General features: G+C 46.9%; 13 protein-coding genes. 10 read left to right on the top strand and 3 right to left on the bottom strand.

Annotated features, from left to right (window positions below; genetic code table 11):
• Window positions 1–4: 4 nt before the first annotated feature.
• Entirely contained in the window at window positions 5–1,657 is a 1,653-nt protein-coding gene (gene gldJ, locus SD450_RS02520; protein ID WP_318343060.1) for a gliding motility lipoprotein GldJ, read from the bottom strand.
• A gap of 376 nt (window positions 1,658–2,033) precedes the next feature.
• Between gldJ and porV the strand changes: the two genes are divergently transcribed.
• The 9 genes from porV to SD450_RS02475 all read left to right on the top strand — a co-directional run bounded on the left by porV (window position 2,034) and on the right by SD450_RS02475 (window position 11,574).
• Window positions 2,034–3,185: a type IX secretion system outer membrane channel protein PorV gene (gene porV, locus SD450_RS02515; protein ID WP_318343059.1), complete on the top strand. Its 1,152-nt coding sequence runs from the start codon at window positions 2,034–2,036 to the stop codon at window positions 3,183–3,185.
• A gap of 80 nt (window positions 3,186–3,265) precedes the next feature.
• Window positions 3,266–3,757, top strand: coding sequence for a cytidine deaminase (cdd, locus tag SD450_RS02510; protein ID WP_318343058.1), 492 nt, complete (start codon window positions 3,266–3,268; stop codon window positions 3,755–3,757).
• Window positions 3,758–3,838: 81 nt separating this feature from the next.
• Complete coding sequence (pdhA, locus tag SD450_RS02505) at window positions 3,839–4,837, top strand: pyruvate dehydrogenase (acetyl-transferring) E1 component subunit alpha (RefSeq protein ID WP_318343057.1); 999 nt, start codon at window positions 3,839–3,841, stop codon at window positions 4,835–4,837.
• Between the two features lie 4 nt (window positions 4,838–4,841).
• Complete coding sequence (locus SD450_RS02500; protein ID WP_318343056.1) at window positions 4,842–6,473, top strand: pyruvate dehydrogenase complex dihydrolipoamide acetyltransferase; 1,632 nt, start codon at window positions 4,842–4,844, stop codon at window positions 6,471–6,473.
• Between the two features lie 107 nt (window positions 6,474–6,580).
• Window positions 6,581–7,570: a M28 family metallopeptidase gene (locus SD450_RS02495; protein ID WP_318343055.1), complete on the top strand. Its 990-nt coding sequence runs from the start codon at window positions 6,581–6,583 to the stop codon at window positions 7,568–7,570.
• Window positions 7,571–7,671: 101 nt separating this feature from the next.
• Entirely contained in the window at window positions 7,672–8,349 is a 678-nt protein-coding gene (locus tag SD450_RS02490) for an SDR family oxidoreductase (protein WP_318343054.1), read from the top strand.
• 49 nt (window positions 8,350–8,398) lie between these two features.
• Window positions 8,399–9,022: a SprT-like domain-containing protein gene (locus tag SD450_RS02485; protein ID WP_318343053.1), complete on the top strand. Its 624-nt coding sequence runs from the start codon at window positions 8,399–8,401 to the stop codon at window positions 9,020–9,022.
• A 14-nt stretch (window positions 9,023–9,036) separates the two neighbouring features.
• Window positions 9,037–10,116 carry a mannose-1-phosphate guanylyltransferase gene (locus SD450_RS02480; protein ID WP_318343052.1) on the top strand — a complete coding sequence of 360 codons (1,080 nt, stop codon included), beginning with the start codon at window positions 9,037–9,039 and terminating at the stop codon, window positions 10,114–10,116.
• 3 nt (window positions 10,117–10,119) lie between these two features.
• A complete protein-coding gene (locus tag SD450_RS02475) occupies window positions 10,120–11,574 on the top strand; it encodes a DUF389 domain-containing protein (protein WP_318343051.1) in 1,455 nt (484 codons plus the stop codon).
• A 171-nt stretch (window positions 11,575–11,745) separates the two neighbouring features.
• On the opposite strand, the gene SD450_RS02470 is transcribed toward SD450_RS02475, so the two are convergent.
• Both SD450_RS02470 and SD450_RS02465 read right to left on the bottom strand, forming a co-directional pair.
• Complete coding sequence (locus tag SD450_RS02470; protein ID WP_318343050.1) at window positions 11,746–12,513, bottom strand: ABC transporter ATP-binding protein; 768 nt, start codon at window positions 12,511–12,513, stop codon at window positions 11,746–11,748.
• Entirely contained in the window at window positions 12,513–13,250 is a 738-nt protein-coding gene (locus SD450_RS02465) for an MlaE family ABC transporter permease (RefSeq protein ID WP_318343049.1), read from the bottom strand. Before SD450_RS02465 ends, SD450_RS02470 begins: the two co-directional genes overlap by 1 nt.
• Window positions 13,251–13,369: 119 nt before the next feature.
• Between SD450_RS02465 and pafA the strand changes: the two genes are divergently transcribed.
• The gene (gene pafA / locus SD450_RS02460) at window positions 13,370–15,046 is read left to right on the top strand and encodes an alkaline phosphatase PafA (RefSeq protein ID WP_318343048.1); all 1,677 of its coding nucleotides are present in this window, start codon (window positions 13,370–13,372) and stop codon (window positions 15,044–15,046) included.
• Window positions 15,047–15,051: the final 5 nt, after the last annotated feature.

Here is a 15,051-nt window from a genome sequence, read left to right as displayed (position 1 = left end):
GTACTTATTTGGCTTTTTTATGCCTGACCGTTTTGTTGTTGGTCTTGGACTTGGATCCAACCCTTGACATGGCACATCGGAAACCAATATCGTCGGTTGCCATGTACTGGGGCAGGTACCTGCGTTGGGCAGGATCTAGCCAGAAGGCCCTATCCCTCCATGAGCCACCTTTGTAGACACGTACCTCGTCGTTGATCAATGAGGTCCTGTAGTTGGAAGTGTCGTACTGGCGAATAAGTTTTCCAGTGGAATCCCGCTCTACTTTGTGCTTGGGTGAATCGTACATCTTTCTGTTGTCCTCTTCATCGTTGAACTTGTCAAAGAACCTTGATGATCCTGGATCTCCATCCCTGAAACCGCGGTTGTCACTCTTATCAAAGTTGGTCCTCAAATAGGTCTCCTGATCGGTAACAGGGACTTCCTTGATCTCGCCGGGCAGGTTGATGGCCACAATTTTGCCGTTGGGCAATGTGTCATACACGATTTTGTCCTCGAGGATTTCAACCTTGCCATCTTCTCCAATGGCCTTTTTCATGAATACGTTCCCTCTATAGTAGTTGAAGTCGCTGATCTCGTCATCCACAATGGGGCGATAAACGTCGGCAACCCACTCACTCACGTTTCCGGCCATGTCATATAGACCAAAATCATTGGGTTTGTATGATTTTACTTGTGCAGTGATATCGGCACCGTCATCGGACCATCCGGCAATACCGCCGTAATCACCTTTGCCTTGCTTGAAGTTGGCCAATTGATCGCCACGTCCTACACGCTGTCCGTTACGGGTGTAGTCACCTTCCCATGGATATTTTTTTCTACCACGGTAGTTGTTGTACTCCCTGGTACCCACAAGGGCCTGGGCCGCATATTCCCACTCGGTCTCCGTAGGGAGCCTGTATTCTGGCATGATGACACCACTGCTCCTTTTGGCGAACGCATTGATGGAATCACGTTTTTGTTTTCCTTGAAGGGAATCTATTTCCCCTCCATACACAGATTCTGGATTGTTCAGGTAGGCTTCAGTGCTGAACGTGCCGTCGATTTCGCCGTTCAATACTTTGTATTTGGCATCCTCGGCCAAATAACCTTCCCTTTCCAACATCACTTCGTTCACCCTGTCCGTTCTCCATTCGGCATATTGAGTGGCCTGCACCCAGTTTACACCTACTACGGGATATTCAGCATAGGCGGGGTGTCTAAGGTAGTTGTTGGTCATGGTCTCGTTGAAGCCCAATCGGTTTCTCCACACCAAGGTATCAGGTAGGGCACCGGTATAGATGTTGGCGTAGTTGGGGTTGTCTGGAGGATAGACTGCCTTCAGATAATCCAAATACTCAAGGTACATCACATTGGTCACCTCGGTCTCGTCCATATAAAAGGACTGGACGTGCTGTTGTGTAGGTGTGTTGTTCCAATCGTGCATGATGTCATCTTGGACCTTACCTTTGGTAAAGGTTCCGCCCTCAACGAAAACAGTCCCTGGAGGGGTTTCCTGCTCCTTGAAGTCCGAATTGTACTGGAATCCGCCTTCTTTGGCATTTATTTTCCACCCAGTGGCTCTGGAAACATTCTTGGAAGATGAGGAGTTTTTACAGCTGGAAAAACTTCCCATCACAATGGCGCAAGAAAGTACAACTTTAATGAAGTGTTTTTTCATAATTTGGGCTTGAATGCTTAAAATACTTGGGGTTTTCCGCCCCAATCAATTCAACTTGTTTTGATCTTATTTAATCCTTTCGATGGCATTAGAACGATGTTTTTGCCATTATATTTTGTGCTCGTCAAATAATTGCGGCAATGCCGTTGCCAACATTTGCTATACATTTGTAACGCAAATGGATGTGAAATAGTATTGGCCTTTCGGCTTTTAACGGTTTCGGGAAAGGGATGCAATGTATATAGGTGCGACATCACCTAATTTTATACCGTAAAAAAATACATCCCATTACAAGAATTTTTGTAAAACACCGTTTATGTTGTAATGTGTCCAAAGCTTTTTGGAGCAAAACTTTACTAAACGCTTAAATCATAGCATGAAAAAGTTACTGATATTGGCAGTCCTTCTTACTGTGGCTCTACCCGAACAGCTAAGTGCCCAACAAGAAAGAGCGATCACAACGGCAGTCCCTTTTTTGACCATAGCCGCAGATGCCAGGGCATCCGGAATGGGGGACATGGGAGTTGCCACTTCTTTTGATGCGTATTCACAACAATGGAACCCGGCCAAATATGCCTTCGCTACCCAAAAATCGGGCGTGGGCGTGAGCTACACCCCTTACTTGGAGACCATTGTGAACGATGTCTCGCTGCTGAGTGCCAATTATTACAACAAGCTGAATGACAGGAGTGCCTTTGCTTTTGGAATTAGATATTTCGGTCTTGGGGATATTGAGCTTCGCCAGACCATTGAGCAAGAGGCCACCTTGGTGAAGCCTAATGAATTTGCTTTGGATGGATCTTATTCCTTAAAATTGAGCCAAAGTTTTTCCATGGCCGTGGCCGGAAGGTTCATCAGCTCCAATTTGAGGTTCCAGGACGGAACACAGGATTCGCAGGCTGCCAATGCTTTTGCAGTGGATGTGGCTGGGTTCTATCGGTCTCCGGAAATAGCGTACAACAATTACAATGGCAGATGGAGGCTTGGGTTCAACATATCCAATATTGGAGGTTCGCTTCAATATGACGAGGGCGGCCAAGAAAACTTTTTGCCCACCAATCTTAAGTTTGGGGCAGGGTTTGATTTCATCTTTGATGAGGACAATGTCCTGGCCCTAAATTCAGAGTTCAACAAGTTATTGGTACCTACCCCCAGGGATTTTGATGGGGATGGGGACATTGATATCGAAGACAATACCGAATACCAAAACATCAGTTTCTTTAATGGAATATTCGAATCTTTTGGGGATGCCCCCGACGGTTTCAGTGAAGAGCTCAAAGAGGTCACATGGGCACTTGGTGCCGAATATCGGTTCAGGGAGGCCTTCATGCTGAGAAGTGGTTATTTCAATGAGAGCGAAGAAAAGGGATCTAGAAAGTTTTTTACATTGGGTGCGGGATTCAAATATAAAACGGCACAAATAGACCTTTCCTATCTGTTCTCTACTTCGCAGGTCAGGAACCCTTTGGAGAATACCCTTCGTTTTTCGTTGACCTTCAATTTTGGGGAGGAATTTTTCAACGACTGACAAAGAACAACATAATATTACCTCAAAAAACCTATCCCCGTGGATGGGTTTTCTTATTTTTGGGACACACTGAAACTTGAATGGAGAAAAAAAGGATTGGCTTTGAACTGCTCATTTTCCAAAGTGATGATGAGTTGTCACAAAACGAGCAAAAATTGTTACGTGCCGCAGTGCGCGCAAGGGAAAGTGCCTATGCGCCCTATTCGCATTTCAAGGTTGGGGCCGCCGTTCTGTTGGAAAATGGGGAAACGGTCATTGGGAGCAACCAAGAGAATGCCTCCTACCCATCTGGGCTCTGTGCCGAGCGGGTGGCCGTTTTTCAGGCCGGTGCAAGGTTTCCGGGTGTTCCCATTGTGTCCATCGCCATAACGGCAGCCTCGGAGGAGCATCAAGTGGATGTTCCGGCGGCCCCTTGTGGCAATTGCAGGCAGTCTTTGATCGAGTACGAACAAAAGCAAAAATCACCCATTTCCATATTCCTAAAAGGGGAGAAAGGACCCATTTATAAATGCAGTTCGTTGGCCGATATTTTACCCTTGGCCTTCAACAGTTCATTTTTAGGCGATTCTTAAATCAATTCTTTTTCCAAAAGGAGATATATATGTATTTTTGCTCCTCTCCCCGAAGAGGGATTTCAATTAATACTACCGTTGATGAAAAAAATCACCAAAGAAGTCTACCTAAAATGGTATGAGGACATGTTGTTCTGGAGAAAGTTCGAGGACAAATTGGCCGCAGTATATATTCAACAAAAGGTCAGGGGCTTTCTGCACCTGTACAATGGTCAGGAGGCCGTTCTGGCAGGATCGCTCCATGCCATGGACCTCACCAAGGACCGGATGATCACCGCCTATCGTAACCACGTCCAGCCCATCGGAATGGGTGTGGATCCCAGAAAGGTGATGGCCGAGCTGTATGGCAAGGTGACAGGTACTTCAAAAGGGATGGGAGGCTCCATGCACATCTTTTCCAAAGAACACCGTTTTTATGGTGGACACGGAATTGTGGGTGGACAGATTCCTCTAGGTGCTGGATTGGCATTTGCTGATAAGTATTTCAAAAGGGATTCCGTAACCCTTTGCTATATGGGGGACGGGGCAGTGAGACAAGGTTCCCTGCACGAATCCTTCAACCTGGCCATGTTGTGGCAATTGCCCGTGGTCTTCATCTGTGAGAACAACGGATATGCCATGGGAACATCGGTGGCCCGTACCTCACATTCCACCGAAATCTGGAAATTGGGCTTGGGCTATGAAATGCCTTGTGGTCCTGTGGACGGAATGGATCCCGCAATAGTGGCCAAAGAAGTGGACAAGGCCGTGGAAAGGGCCCGTACCGGTGGAGGACCCACTTTCTTGGAAATGAAAACTTACCGTTACCGTGGTCACTCCATGTCGGATGCGCAGCACTATAGGACCAAGGAAGAAGTGGAGGAGTACAAAAAAATTGACCCGATCACCCAAGTGAAGGACATTATCTTGGAAAAAGGCTATGCAACCGCGGACGAGATCAAGAAAATCGATAAGCGAGTGAAAGATTTGGTGAGCGAGTGCGAACAGTTTGCGGAAGAGTCGGATTTCCCACCAAAGGAACAATTGTACGACACCGTATACGAACAAGAAGACTATCCATTTTTACAACATAAACTTTAAGTAGATGGCAGAAGTAATCACCATGCCTAGATTGAGCGATACCATGGAAGAAGGAACCGTGGCAAAATGGCTCAAAAAAGTAGGGGACAAAGTAGAGGAAGGCGATATATTGGCCGAGATTGAGACCGATAAGGCCACCATGGAGTTTGAATCCTTTCATCAAGGAACGCTCCTGCATATCGGCATTGAAGAGGGCGACGGAGCCCCGGTCGATTCACTTTTGGCCATCATCGGAGAAGAAGGGGAGGACATTTCCGCTCTTTTGAACGGAGGTGCGGCCCCTGCTAAAGAAAAAGAAGAAACAAAAAGCGAGCCCGAGCCCAAAGCCGAAAAAAGCGAAGCTCCGGCAAGTGCCCCCAGTTCAATTCCAGACGGTGTAGAAATCGTGACCATGCCCCGTTTGAGCGATACCATGGAAGAAGGAACCGTGGCCAGCTGGTTGAAAAAAGTCGGCGACAAGGTAGAGGAAGGTGATATATTGGCCGAAATCGAGACCGATAAGGCCACTATGGAATTTGAATCGTTCTATTCAGGGACCTTGTTGCACATTGGTATCGAAGAAGGACAAGGCGCCCCGGTCGATTCCCTTTTGGCCATCATCGGCCCAGAAGGAACCGATGTGGATGCCGTATTGAAAGCCCAAGCAGGTGGAGGCTCCTCTGCCCCCAAAGCTGAAAAGGCGGAAGAAGAGAAACCAAAGGCAGAAAAAACAGAGACGGTTGAGGCTACAACCACTGCACAGGATGGTCAGCGTATTTTGGCCTCGCCTTTGGCGAAGAAGATCGCCAGTGAAAAAGGAATCAACCTGTCTGATGTTAAAGGTAGTGGAGACCACGGGCGAATCGTGAAAAAGGACGTTGAGAGCTTTACACCTTCGCAAGCCACTTCACCAGTTGCGGAAAAAGCACCTGAAAAAGCGGCTCCAGTGGCTCCTATGAATTTGCCGGTCGGCGAGGAAAGTTTCGAGGAGGTGAAAAATTCCCCTATGCGCAAGGCCATCACCAAGAGTTTGAGCGCATCGAAATTTACCGCACCACACTTTTATTTGACCATAGAAGTGGACATGGACAATGCGAAGGCATCAAGGGAGCAGATCAACAATCTGCCCGATACCAAAGTATCTTTCAACGATATGGTGTTGAAGGCATGTGCCATGGCATTGAAGAAACACCCACAGGTAAATACCACTTGGACCGATGAGGCCACCATATACAAGCGCCATATCCACATGGGAGTGGCCGTGGCAGTAGATGAAGGTCTAGTAGTGCCCGTAATCAAGTTTGCCGACCAACTCACACTGACCCAACTAGGTGCAGCTGTAAAGGATTTGGCAGGAAGGGCCAGGGCCAAGAAAATCAAGCTCGATGAAATGGAAGGAAGCACCTTTACGGTTTCCAACTTGGGAATGTTCGGTATCCAGGAGTTCACGTCCATCATCAATAAACCTAACTCGGCCATATTGTCCGTAGGTGCCATCGTGGAAAAACCCGTGGTCAAGAATGGACAGATCGTAGTGGGCAATACCATGAAAGTGACCTTGGCCTGCGACCACAGAACAGTGGATGGTGCAGTTGGGGCACAGTTCCTGCAGACATTGAGGGCCTATTTGGAAAACCCGGTGACCATGTTGGCCTGATCTTAAAGGTCCCTGAGCGAAGTCGAAAGGAAACAGAGAACATATGATTTAAAAGCATCCTTTTAAGGATGCTTTTTTTATCTTTAGAAAATCCAAAAAACAAAAAGATGAAGACTATATTATATGCCTTTACCGCCCTAGTGATGATGTCCTGTGGTTCGACCAAAATTGAGCAAACCACAACATTGGGTACAAAATCCAAATCCACGGCGACCAAAAAAGAAGAACCGGGTTTCACCAATGCTGAACGTGTCGGTGAAATGATGAACTATTTGGCATCCAATGATTTAAAAGGGCGTGATTCCGGGAGTGAGGGAATAGAAATGGCTGCAAAATATATTGAGAACCATTTCAAATCGTATGGGGTAAAGCCCTATTTTGAAAGCTACCGTGACACGCTTTCCAATTTTAAGGATGCTTCCTATAATATTGTGGGCGTAGTGGAAGGCAACGACCCTGCATTGAAGGACGAATACATCCTCATCGGGGCCCATTATGATCACATTGGTATCGTACAGATGGAAAATGGTGACGCCATAGCCAATGGTGCCAATGACAATGCTTCGGGAACCACCACGGTAATGGAACTAGCCCGATATTTTGGGACACGGAAGACCAATAAGCGCAGTTTGATCTTTGCCCTGTTCAGTGCCGAGGAAAAGGGACTGTTGGGGTCGAAGCATTTGGCCAAAAAACTCAAGGAACAGGAGCTGAGCCTGTATGCCATGCTCAATTTTGAGATGACCGGGGTGCCCTTGCAAGGAAATGACTATTTTATGTACATCACAGGGTACGATATGTCCAACCTCGCTGAAGTGAGCAACAAATATGCAAAGGAAAATTTGGTCGGATTTTTACCAACGGCCAAGGAATATAACTTGTTCCAACGTTCGGACAACTATCCGTTCCACCAAGAGTTCGGGGTGCCATCACATACCTTCTGCACGTTCGATTTTACCAATTTCCAACATTACCACAAAGTGGGTGACGAGGTGGACCTCATGGATTTTGGACATATGGCCACCTTGGTGAACAAGACCATACCTGTTTTGGAAGGCATTGCCAATGCGCCAACGCAGGAAATCCAGAAAAAGTAATTAAAACGTCATTTCGAATCCCTTTTATAGAAGGAGGGAAATCCCAAGAAGCCAAAAGATTTCTCCCTTATGGTCGAAATGACACATAAGCATATAGCGGTATGGCGAACATTATTATCACGGGAACCAGTAGGGGCATCGGTTTTGAATTGGTAAAACTTTTTGCCGAAGAAGGGCACCACGTGCTCTCCCTTTCCCGAAATGCCGGACCTGTCCAAGACTTGCAACTTCCCAATGTCCATGCGTTTCCCTTTGATTTGGGCAATCCCAATGATTATGAAAAACTGAAGGATTTTTTGAAGGAATGGGACACCGTGGACGTACTCATCAACAATGCGGGTCGACTGCTCAACAAACCTTTTTTGGAGATCACCCCCAAGGAATTTGAGGACGTTTACAAAGTAAATGTTTTCGGTGTGGCGGAAATGACGAAGACCGTACTCCCCAAAATGGGCAAAAAAGGCCATGTGGTCACCATCAGTTCCATGGGTGGTGTGCAGGGAAGTGTCAAGTTTCCAGGGCTGTCCGCTTACAGTTCCAGTAAAGGGGCGGTCATCACCTTGACGGAACTTTGGGCGGAGGAATTCAAGGAAACCGGCCCCAACTTTAACGTACTGGCCTTGGGTGCAGTACAGACCGAAATGTTGGAAGAAGCCTTCCCTGGCTATCAGGCACCCGTGACCGCTTTCGAAATGGCCACTTACATCAAGGAGTTTTCTTTGACCGGACAAAAGCTTTATAACGGGAAATTGCTTCAGGTGAGCAATAGTACGCCATGACAATGATTGCGGAAGTGGTAGTCCATACTTAAAATGTATCTTTGCTCCAGTGAACACCACTCTTCAAAAATATTTACCGGAACGCGCTGTGCCCCCATGTTTTGAGCTCATCAAGACCCACAGGGTGCACCTCAAGGTCGTGAACCATAGGGTCACCCGCCATGGCGATTACCGCAGGCTGCCCAACGGGCTACACATGATCACGGTGAACGCATCGCTGAACAAGTATCGATTTTTGATCACCCTCATTCACGAAATTGCACATTTGGTGGCCTTTGAAAAATATGGCCGCCGAATCTTGCCACACGGGGTGGAGTGGAAGCGTACCTTTCAGCATTTAATGGTTCCGTTCATCCGGCCAGAAGTGTTTCCAAATCAGTTGTTGCCCATCATCGCGAACCATTTCAAGAACCCAAAGGCGAGCAGCAGTACGGATGCCCGTTTGTCCATTGCACTCAAGGCCTTTGATGAGGAGGAAAGACAGGGGAGTTATGTGTATGAATTGCCAAAAGGCAGTATTTTTAGGATGTACAATGGAAGGCTGTTCCAAAAAGGGGACAAAAAAGTGAAACGCTATGAATGCGTGGAATTGTCCACGGGCAGATTATATTTGTTCCAGCCCAATGCCGAAGTAGAGTTGGTCCGGGATAAGCCCGAAGGGCCATCAATGTAAAAGCAACAAGAAAAATGAACAAGAATTATTATGCCGTTTTGATGGCAGGAGGAGTAGGATCTCGATTTTGGCCCGTGAGCACAACGGCCAATCCCAAACAGTTCCACGACATGTTGGGAACGGGGAAGACATTGATCCAAAAGACCTTCGATAGGTTGAACAGGTTCATCCCCACAGAGAACATATTGATTTTGACCAACGAGCGCTACAACGATTTGGTGCTGGAGCAATTACCAAAGGTAAGACCGGAGCAGGTGGTCTTGGAGCCTGCCATGCGCAACACGGCCCCCTGTATTCTCTACGCCTCACTGAAAATCCAAAAGATGAATCCCAATGCTGTGATGATCGTGGCTCCCAGCGACCATTGGATCGAGGATGAAGAAGCTTTTGAGAGCGATGTCACCGCATGTTTTGACAAATGTGAGAAAGAAAATGTGCTCTGCACCCTCGGCATTCAGCCCACATTCCCCAATACTGGTTTCGGGTACATCGAATTTGAAAAAGGGAGTGACGAAAAGTTGAAAACGGTGTCCCAGTTCAGGGAAAAGCCCGACTATGAGACCGCAAAGGAATTTTTGGCCCAAGGCAATTTCCTTTGGAACGCAGGTATTTTTATGTGGAGTGTTCAGACCATAGTGGAAGCGTTCAAAAGTTATCAACCCAGTCAGTACGAGCTTTTTGGCAAGGGAATTTCCTGCTATAATACTGGGGAAGAGAAGGGGTTCATCCAAGAGAACTATGCGAAGGCGGAAAACATATCAATAGATTATGCTATCTTGGAACAGTCCAGTTCCATTTACACACTGCCCGCATCTTTTGATTGGAACGATTTGGGAACGTGGGGCGCGTTATATGATAAATTGGACAAAGACCCACTGGGCAACGCCGTGGTCAACGCCAGTGTTGTTCTGGAAAATGCCAAGGGCAATATGATCCGTTCCCCAAAGGGGAAAATTGTGGTCGTGGGCGGACTGGAGGATTATATCATTGTGGACAAGGAAGAGGTCCTGCTGATTTACCCCAAGTCCAAACAACAGGACATCAAAAAAGTATTGGGCCAAGTAAAGGAAACATTTGGCGACGAGTTTGCATAACATATGAGCGAAGATCAATTGGAAAAGGGAGCTTCTCCCAATCAGGATAGTGGGGATGAAGTAAAAAAAGATTTCAAGGGGCTTTTGGGCAGTGTGCGGAAGTTTCTTTCCGAGTTGTTGGAAATCCGTAGCAATACGGATGCTTCGGCCACCAAGGAATCCATTATCGCCGACATTTCATTTAAGGGGCATACTTCATGGATCTTGGTCTGTTCCATTTTTATCGCCTCCGTTGGTTTGAATGCCAATTCCACGGCGGTGGTGATCGGAGCGATGTTGATTTCTCCTTTGATGGGCCCCATTTTGGGTATGGGCATGTCCTTGGCCATCAATGATATCGATACGTTGAGACGATCCTTGAAGAACTTTACCGTAATGGTGGTCCTGAGTGTGATCACGGCCTTTCTGTTTTTCTACCTTTTTCCGCTTCGGGATGAATCTTCGGAGCTTTTGGCACGTACAAAACCGGACATCCGCGACGTGTTGATCGCTTTTTTTGGTGGTTTGGCACTCGTGATAGCCCGAGCTAAAAAGGGAACCATAGCCAGTGTGATCTTCGGGGTGGCCATTGCCACTGCACTGATGCCACCACTCTGTACGGTGGGCTTTGGGTTGGCCATTGGCAAACTTTGGTATGCGGCCGGGGCCATGTACCTGTTCATCATCAATACGATTTTCATAGGTCTAGCCACCTTTTTGGTCATCAAGTTTTTGCGGTTCCCCATGGTGCGCTACGCCAACTCCCAGAGAAGACGGATGATAGCGAGGCTGGCCTCCATCACGGGTATTTTGGTGATGATCCCTGCGGGTTTTACCTTTTATAACGTCTTTCAGGAATCCCTTTTCAGAAAACAGGCGCAGCAGTTTTTGGATGAAACCATTGAAGTGTACCAGTTCCAAGGAGCGGGAAGATATGTGGACAACCTTACAAAGATTGAATATGTGGATGATGGGACTTCATTGATAGAAGTGGTCTGTATGGGCGATGAACTTATCCCCGAAAATGTGGTGAACACTTGGAGGACCCAAAAGAACCAATATTCACGTCTGAAGAATGCCGAACTACACGTCATCCAAGGTGGAAAGGACGATTCCGAGGAAAAGTTCAATTTTGTAAGCGAGCTTTATGAAAAGAACAAGGCGGAACTGCTGACCAAAGACGAGCAAATAAAACTCTTGGAGGAAGAAGTGGTCAATTTGACAAAAAGAATGGGAAAACAGATTCCCTTCCAAGATGTGAGTGCCGAGGCCAGAGCCAATTATGCCAACATGGACAGATTCGGGTTCTCATATCAAATCCAGACTGATTTTAAGAAATTGGACACAATCCCTGTCTTTGAAGTAAAATGGAAGCAAGGCGTACAGAGTGCCCAAAAGCAGGCCGATATCAAAAAAATGCAGGCGTGGCTAAAAATACGTTTGCGGGATTCCACGATTGTGCTGAAGGAAGTGGAGTGATGTATTTTTAGAAGTCAGAAGTCAGTGGGAAGTCGGTAGTCAACGAGTGCCAAACACTGAATAGCCTGACAACCCCAAATAATCCAAACGGTAATTCCTCCCCTTTGGGGAGGTCAGGAGGGGATAACAAATTGCAAGCACTAAATTCCAATAACTCAATAACCAAACAAATCAGTTCCGTTCCTCAATATACATCTGCCGGACTTTTTTGAAAAGCTCGGACGAGTACACAAAATTGGTCACCGCTTCATTGTCCGTCTTGAAGATTTCCTTATTGGTGCCTTCCCATTCCTTGTACCCATTTTTAAGGAAGATGATTTTTTCCCCGATTTCCATCACGGAGTTCATATCGTGCGTGTTGATGATGGTGGTGATGTCATATTCTTGGGTGATCTCATGGATCAGGTTGTCGATCAAGATAGCGGTCTTCGGGTCAAGGCCTGAATTGGGTTCGTCGCAGAACAGGTATTTTGGGTTCATGACGATGGCCCTCGCAATGGCCACCCTCTTTTGCATCCCTCCAGAGATTTCCGATGGATATCTCTTATGGGCATCGACCAAGTTGACGCGTTTCAGTACAAAATCCACCCGGTCCTGCATTTCCGATTTGGACTGTCTGGTGAACATATCCAAAGGGAACATCACATTGCCTTCCACTGTCATGGAATCGAACAGGGCGCTCCCTTGGAACACCATACCCATTTCTTGTCGCAAATCGCGACGTTCGTTGGTAGAAAGCTCTGAATAGTATTGGCCGTTGTAGCAAATTTGCCCCTCATCAGGTTCAAAAAGGCCCAAGAGACATTTGAGAAAAACGGTTTTTCCCGATCCACTCTGTCCAATGATAAGATTGGTCTTCCCTTTTTCAAAAACGGTGGATATGCCTTTCAGGACATGGTTGTCCCCGAACGATTTGTGTATGTCTTCCACTTCTATCATCAGCCTAGCAGTAATTGGGTTAGGATATAGTTTGTAATGATGATGACCACACTGGTCCAAACAAAGGACGTGGTGCTCGCCTTGCCCACTTCCAGCGCTCCCCCCCTCATATAAAAACCATGGTAGGAGGGTACTGTGGCAATAATAAAGGCAAATACCACCGATTTGATGAAGGCATATGTAACGTGGAACGAATCAAAATCCAACTGGAGCCCTTTGATGAACTCCCCGCTTGGGGCATATCCCCCAAAAACAGCGGCTATCCATCCGCCCAATATCCCTACGAACATGGAAATGGCCACGGCAAAAGGATACATCATGGTGGCGATGATCTTGGGGAACACCAAATAATTGAGGGAATTCACACCCATCACTTCAAGGGCGTCTATCTGTTCGGTCACCCGCATGGTACCAATGCTCGATGTGATATAGGACCCCACTTTCCCTGCCATGATGATGGAGGTGAAGGTAGGGGCAAATTCCAAGATCACGGACTGTCGGGTGGCAAATCCGATAAGGCTTTTGGGCAATAAAGGGCTGTTCAGGTTGAGGGCCGTCTGGATAGTGACCACCCCACCGATGAAAAACGAAATAAAGATGATGATGCCCATGGACCCATAGATCAGCTCATCGATTTCCTTTAGGATCAAGGATTTCATGATGGGCCACTTGGTCGGCTTTTTAAATACTTCCCAAACCATGATGAAGTATTTTCCGATCGCTTCTAGGTGTTTCATGTGTTCGATATGGACTTGAGGTGATAAAAATAAGAATATTGTTGGGCATTTAACCTTGATTTAAACTTTTTAAAGATGATAATTGAATAGCTTTGCCCTTGTTTGATTAAATCCACACCATGAAAAGGACCAACCTTGTTTTATTGCTTTTAGTAGTGTTCATGACCAGTTTATCCTATGGTCAACGCAAAAAAAAGAACGAAGAAGTCGAAGTACAGCCCGAACCTATAGCCCATTCGCCCAAACTGGTGGTGGGGATAGTGGTGGACCAAATGCGTTACGACTATCTCACCCGTTTCTGGGCCCAATATGGCGAAGGTGGCTTCAAAAGGTTGGTGAACCAAGGATTCAATTGTAAAAACCACCATTATAATTATGCACCGACAAGCACCGGTCCGGGCCATGCATCGGTCTATACCGGAACAACACCGGCCACACATGGGATCATTGGCAACGATTGGTACGATAAGGAATTGGGCGCAGATGTGTACTGTGCCGGGGATGATAGTTATACTTCAGTAGGGACCACTTCCGATGCTGGGAAAATGTCGCCCCATCGAATGCTCACGACAACTGTTACCGACGAGTTGCGGATGCATACCCAAAAGAGGGGCAAGGTGATTGGAGTGGCTTTGAAGGACAGGGGTGCCGTACTTCCTGCAGGTCACGCGGCAAATGCTGCCTATTGGTTTGAAGGTGGGGCAGCAGGAAACTGGATCACCAGTTCCTATTACATGGATGCACTGCCACAATGGGTGGTTGATTTTAACAACTCCGATGCCGTAGAGGTTTATAAAAAGCCTTGGACTACGCTGAAACCGATAGAAACCTATGTGGAGAGTGGTACCGATGCCAATACCTATGAAGGAATGTTCAAAGGAGAGACCACTTCGTCTTTTCCGCATGACCTTCCCACTTTGTGGGAGGCCAATGGGCAATTTGGGCTGCTACGAAGCACTCCCTATGGTAACAGTATGACCGCTGATTTTGCTTTGGCAGCCTTGGACGGTGAGGATTTGGGAGTTGATACCATTACCGATTTTTTGGCGGTCAGTTTTTCCAGTACCGACTATGTGGGCCACTTCTTTGGAGTTAATTCCAAGGAAATCGAAGATACATACATACGATTGGACCAAGATTTGGCCCGTCTCTTTGCTGCTTTGGATGAAAAAGTGGGAGAGGGCGAATACACGATTTTTCTTACGGCCGACCATGCTGCCATCGATGTGCCGGCTTATTTGAAGGATTCAAAAATACCAGCGGGCTATTTGGACATGAAAGGGCTACAGTCCAAGTTTGCGGAGTTCCTAAAATATAAATATGGGACTACAGATGTGGTAAAAGACCTCTCCAACCATCAACTTTTTCTGGACCATAAGATTTTGGCCAATTTGGACATCGACCTAAAAGAGGCGCAAGAAGATATTGCAAAGGAACTTTTGAGTTATGAAGGCATTGGTCAGGTCTATACGGCCCATCAAATGTGGGCGAACAATTATACGAAGGGCATTCCCTATATTCTGCAAAACGGCTACAACCAAAAACGGTCGGGAGATGTGCTCATCGTGCCCAATCTGGGATTCATTTATTCAAGTGGCAGAACGGGTTCCACGCACGGCTCCCCACAGGTCTATGATACGCATGTGCCTCTATTGCTCTACGGAAAGGGCATAAAGCAGGGAAGTACCGTGAACCGTACCGAGATTCCCGACATTGCCCCAACCATTTCGGCCTTATTGGGCATTGCGTTCCCGAGCGGGACCACGGGCAGGCCCATTGGGGAGGTGTTGGAGTAAAGGCA

Origin of the sequence: Flagellimonas baculiformis, from assembly GCF_033441575.1 — a bacterium.
Taxonomy (GTDB): Bacteria; Bacteroidota; Bacteroidia; order Flavobacteriales; family Flavobacteriaceae; genus Flagellimonas; species Flagellimonas baculiformis.
This window is presented reverse-complemented; position numbering and strand designations above follow the sequence as displayed.

Bases quoted from the DNA above. Each gene is read 5' to 3' on its own strand.
- gldJ (WP_318343060.1), bottom strand. From the start codon at position 1,657: ATGAAAAAACACTTCATTAAAGTTGTACTTTCTTGCGCCATTGTGATG.
- porV (WP_318343059.1), top strand. From the start codon at position 2,034: ATGAAAAAGTTACTGATATTGGCAGTCCTTCTTACTGTGGCTCTACCC.
- cdd (WP_318343058.1), top strand. From the start codon at position 3,266: ATGGAGAAAAAAAGGATTGGCTTTGAACTGCTCATTTTCCAAAGTGAT.
- pdhA (WP_318343057.1), top strand. From the start codon at position 3,839: ATGAAAAAAATCACCAAAGAAGTCTACCTAAAATGGTATGAGGACATG.
- SD450_RS02500 (WP_318343056.1), top strand. From the start codon at position 4,842: ATGGCAGAAGTAATCACCATGCCTAGATTGAGCGATACCATGGAAGAA.
- SD450_RS02495 (WP_318343055.1), top strand. From the start codon at position 6,581: ATGAAGACTATATTATATGCCTTTACCGCCCTAGTGATGATGTCCTGT.
- SD450_RS02490 (WP_318343054.1), top strand. From the start codon at position 7,672: ATGGCGAACATTATTATCACGGGAACCAGTAGGGGCATCGGTTTTGAA.
- SD450_RS02480 (WP_318343052.1), top strand. From the start codon at position 9,037: ATGAACAAGAATTATTATGCCGTTTTGATGGCAGGAGGAGTAGGATCT.
- SD450_RS02475 (WP_318343051.1), top strand. From the start codon at position 10,120: ATGAGCGAAGATCAATTGGAAAAGGGAGCTTCTCCCAATCAGGATAGT.
- SD450_RS02470 (WP_318343050.1), bottom strand. From the start codon at position 12,513: ATGATAGAAGTGGAAGACATACACAAATCGTTCGGGGACAACCATGTC.
- SD450_RS02465 (WP_318343049.1), bottom strand. From the start codon at position 13,250: ATGAAACACCTAGAAGCGATCGGAAAATACTTCATCATGGTTTGGGAA.
- pafA (WP_318343048.1), top strand. From the start codon at position 13,370: ATGAAAAGGACCAACCTTGTTTTATTGCTTTTAGTAGTGTTCATGACC.